Below are 4,608 nucleotides of genomic sequence, written 5' to 3'. Positions count from 1 at the left end.
AAGGGTTAGAAAAAGCTGCACTTCACCGTCTCTTTCTTCTTGCTTCCTCTATCTTACCTAACTATCACTTCTCAGTAGTCCCTCTTAGCCTCCCCCTGTTGCTTCTAAGGGATAAGCAACTCTTTCAAGAAAGCATCAATCTCGCAGGCCTGGTATAGGCCACTAAAGAAGCAAATATTCTCACCAAAACTTCCACCAGGAATAACTTCTCCTTTTCCTTCTTGTCTGCCCAGCCTGTCTAACGATTGAGTTAATCTGCGGTGAGCTTGCCCACTCTCAGCTTCAACGATTTGTTAGACGCTATTCCACCTATTGTAGAATTCTCAACTGCTATCTCTCTTCAACAAAGTTTTAGCTCTTTCAACAAGTCTTGGGTGGTGATTATATTCGACAATATGCTGTAAAATTTCTCCTCCAAAATCGCTATCAATATCCAATATCTTTTCTATTTTATCAAAAGTAGCAAGTCGAATGATGTCATCTTCATCTTTGATAAGTCTCCATATTATCTTTTTGGCTTTTTCAGAATGTTTTCTATCTCGGAATAGACCTATGAGACATTCTACTGAATCTTCTTTCGCGATTGGTCTTCTTACATTCCTGTGTTTATCTTTTTCTATAAAATATGCCATCAAATCTATTATTCTTTCTGGAAATCTCTTGCAAAGATGCTTTAAATTTCTAGCGATGCAAATTTGAATATAGATATTTGGATTATCCCTTAATTCTTCAAATCTTTTGATTGCTTCATTAACATCAGAATGAATTAAATGCAAGATATTCCATAATTCCGATACACCATCAATCTCATCTTGACCATACTTACATTCTTGCATCTCGCTTTTTAATTCCATAAAAATTCTTTCAGCTTCTTTTCTATCAACCTTCTCTCTCCATACATTTAATACTTCTATCATAGCTATTATAGCAAATATTTCGTCTCCATCAATAATATGGAGATTATCCCTTACAAAATTTTTATCTATACTTATTACGTATGGCAATGCTTCAATTGTTCGGCGCCTGTTATCCGATTTCCATTTATCGTCCCAATCTCGACGAAGAATCTCTGTTAATTCCTTACTTTCTTCTAAATCTATTTTGAATAATGCAGGAAGAGCCTCAGAAACTCTTCTTCTCATCTCAGAATCGCTCTTTAAACACATCCTTTTTATACATTTAAAGAATTCATCTATTGGATCTATTCTTAATTTTTCCCACTTGCCAGCAATTAAGAGTCCCAATAATTCATCAATTTTTGATTCTTCTTTTTCCAACAGATATTTAGAAGTGAAACTAATCAATATTGTTTGGTCTCTCTTTTTAATCAGATAAGAGTAAATTGGCAAAAATGCCAGTAAAAGTCCAAATACTACTCCCAGTAAAGTAAGTATATCCAATAAACCTAAGGAATATAGAAACAGCGCTACAGTCAATATTATAGCACTAAACACCACCCCTAAAAATTCTATAATGATGTTTTCTTTTTTTCTAAGCCATCTTTTGAGCTTTCTCCAAAACACTATCTTCACCTTTTACTCCTCCAATTTACCAGTTTTTAAATATCTTACAATTCTCTTTGCAATTTTTTCTTGCTCTCTCCAATCACCATACATAACACCTCTGGGAACTAATTCTTTAATGATCATTTTTCTAAGTTCCTTATTTACTCCTCCACCAGACCTTTTAGCAAAAGGTGTCTGTGGCAATGGGATAAAAGTGTGTGCATGTATTCTTGCACCCATTTTTACTAAATCGTTTATGACTTTAATAGTAAGTTTTATATCTTCTTGAACTTCTCCAGGCAATCCAAAGATAAAATCTACATTTGCCTTAAGGCCTGCTTTTATCGTTAGCTCCACGGCATTATAGACATCTTCAACCGTATGCCCTCTATGGCATAAATCTAAAATCCTTTGACTACCTGATTGGGCTCCGATTATCAAGTTATCATTATCTGCGTATTTTAAGATTAAATTTATTGTCTCATCAATTACATGTTCAGGTCTAACTTCTGAGGGGAAAGAACCAATAAAAATTCTACCATTGGGGTTGATAATTTTTTTAATATTGTTGACTAACTCTTCTAAATTAGATATATTTAGTCTTTTACCATCTGGCGACCCATAGGAAAAGGCATTTGGAGTAATAAATCTAATATCTGTGAGATTCTTACTCCTCATAATTTGAACATAGTCACAAATCTTTTCTATACTTCTATGTCTTTGGCGGCCACCAAATATATGTGGAGTTTGACAGAAATAGCAAACAAAGGGACACCCTCTTGTTATCTCTATAGAGCCAAACTTATTATGCTTAACTGCAAATGGTGGATATTGGTCTAAATTAATCGGAGGTCTTCGACCAGTATAGTGGTATTCTCCCTTTTCATTAATAAAACCAATTCCTTTTACATCCGTATAATCTTCATCATTGTCAATCTTTTGGAGAAGCTCAATTAATGTTTCTTCTCCTTCACCTCTTATAACTATATCAAATCCCATTCTAAGTGTTCCTGATGGATCACCGCTTGGATGAGGCCCACCTGCAATATATAAAGGTTTATGGCTATATTGCTTTCTCAAATTTCTAATTATTCTCAATGTATTCCATAATTGTGTGGTAAAAAAAGAAATCCCAATAATTATCTTTTTATGTTTCTTGATAATATTTTCTAATTCTAAAGTTAGCTCATTTTCTCGGTTTATAAAATAAACCTTTAAATCGTCAAAATATTCTTCTGTTTCAAGAGCTCCAACCAGGGCGTTAAAACTATACTTGTTTTGCTTGTTATAATATAAAATTAAAGCCATATCTTTCTTCATAATCATCTCTCTTCTTACACACTTACACATATGGCAAATTTGCGTCTAACGGCCGAGCTCACCTGCCCAGCCCTTTTAGCAGATTTACTACCTAACAACGATTTAACAATTCGTAAGTTTATAAACCCTTAAACCTCAATGCCCCGGTAAAAGGGCTGGGTCAGGTGCAGCGATTGGTTAGCCGAAGTCTACCTTTTCCTACTACCTTTTGTTCACGAACCAAGGGTGCCTTTTGTTTCTTCAGTGTTCTGCACTTATCGCAAATAAGTTTATTTGGACAACCCGTATCGGCTCCACAGCTTAAACAAGAGAATACTTTCCCTTTAATTTCCACCGATTATCACCTCCTGGGGCTGACAGAGGAAAATCTTGTTTAGATTAACTGCTTTGTTTACCTCGTTCACCGCAACCATAATCTCAAGACTCACAATGTGTTCAAAGTTATAGCTTACTAATACATCAGCTTTCCACAGGGTTGCAATGGCAATATGAAGAGCATCTGCTTTAAAATCGGAAGGTACAATTTTCTTGTCGCAATATGTTTGTGCAAGTTCATCTGCTTGTTTCCCTAAACGAATCGGGACCCTTTTTAATCTTGTTTCCTCAACCTTTTGCCATAATCTCTTAGCAATATGCTCTGGTGCAGCTTCGATCTCTTGCTCACTAATCCAAGAATAAGCTCCAATAAATCTTCCACCAGCAATTTGCTGTAAAAGCAAGTTGGCTTCAGCAAAGCGAGTGGGATTACCGCGATTCAATGACCAGCCCAATATTGATGAATCAAGATATAACCGCAACTTCCTCATATAAACTAATATCCCTCCAATTTCGGCTAACGATTGAGCTCACCTGCTACGGGGTGGATTACCACCAAACTTTGTAAACAAGATAAAAGCTTGAGATACCACAAAACTCTAATTATGGCATAGCCCCCACAGTCAGGTGCAGCGACTGGTTAGGCATTTATTTTTATTGAATCTAAATAAAGTGTATCAGGACATATATCTTGTTCATGAGGCCAAGTAACGCTACCATGTAGAACTTTTACTTGGTTGAAATAATTCCTATTTTGGAGTTCTTTAAATACACCAAAATTTAGTAAATCTGAACAATCGTAAATTTTCTCTTCTCCATTAGTGAAAACCAATATTAATTTATAATCATTAGTTGGTATAACTTCAGTGACTCTTGGATTCATAGAAGTTACCTCAAAGGATCAATTTTATAAGGCTCCTGACCTGATACAGCAAGCTCCCAATCTGCTACAAGCTCATCTTTATGCAACTCAATCCATGCCTGAAGGAGTTTCATTTTAGAATTTGGAATACTTCCATCTAAAACTTCACCCTCATAATTACTTCATCATTTTGATACCTAACATGAATATGTGGTTTGGTATGCTGTTTGTTATCTTTGAAATACATATAGATAATGATTCCATAGAACATTGAGATTGATGGCATCTAATTCTCCTTTTTATACTTGCCTAACGACAATGAGTTGTTAGACATTATTTTATTATAAGACCTTATCTCCAAGTATAGCACAATAATCAATTATATGCAACTATTTTTTCGTTCCATATAATTTATACTGCCATCTTCCATCTGTATTGATAAAATTAACCTTCTTTATTTTCTTTTCAATCATTCTTGCCTAACGATAGAGCTCAGCCGCCGAGCGATAGCGAGGTCGGCTGCAGCGACTTGTTAGGTGTTACTTCTCACACACCAGATAACCGAAGATTTCAGTATCTTCTGGGGTTTGTGTTTTAATATTTGCA

At 35.3% G+C, this 4,608-nt stretch carries 4 protein-coding genes and 1 pseudogene; all 5 read right to left on the bottom strand.

Going from position 1 to position 4,608, the window contains the following annotated elements; genetic code table 11:
- Nucleotides 1–323: 323 nt before the first annotated feature.
- The 5 genes and pseudogenes from AB1414_15910 to AB1414_15890 all read right to left on the bottom strand — a co-directional run bounded on the left by AB1414_15910 (nt 324) and on the right by AB1414_15890 (nt 4,288).
- Nucleotides 324–1,532, bottom strand: coding sequence for a hypothetical protein (locus tag AB1414_15910; GenBank protein ID MEW6608904.1), 1,209 nt, complete (start codon nt 1,530–1,532; stop codon nt 324–326).
- A 3-nt stretch (nt 1,533–1,535) separates the two neighbouring features.
- Entirely contained in the window at nt 1,536–2,825 is a 1,290-nt protein-coding gene (locus AB1414_15905; GenBank protein ID MEW6608903.1) for a TIGR04013 family B12-binding domain/radical SAM domain-containing protein, read from the bottom strand.
- Between the two features lie 323 nt (nt 2,826–3,148).
- Nucleotides 3,149–3,631, bottom strand: a complete 483-nt coding sequence (locus AB1414_15900; GenBank protein ID MEW6608902.1) for a hypothetical protein — start codon at nt 3,629–3,631, stop codon at nt 3,149–3,151.
- Between the two features lie 149 nt (nt 3,632–3,780).
- Complete coding sequence (locus tag AB1414_15895) at nt 3,781–4,023, bottom strand: DUF2442 domain-containing protein (protein MEW6608901.1); 243 nt, start codon at nt 4,021–4,023, stop codon at nt 3,781–3,783.
- 5 nt (nt 4,024–4,028) lie between these two features.
- Nucleotides 4,029–4,288, bottom strand: a pseudogene (locus AB1414_15890) (DUF4160 domain-containing protein).
- Nucleotides 4,289–4,608: the final 320 nt, after the last annotated feature.

The sequence above is a fragment of the bacterium genome, from assembly GCA_040755795.1.
In the GTDB taxonomy this organism is placed as follows: Bacteria; UBA9089; CG2-30-40-21; order CG2-30-40-21; family SBAY01; genus JBFLXS01.
This window is presented reverse-complemented; position numbering and strand designations above follow the sequence as displayed.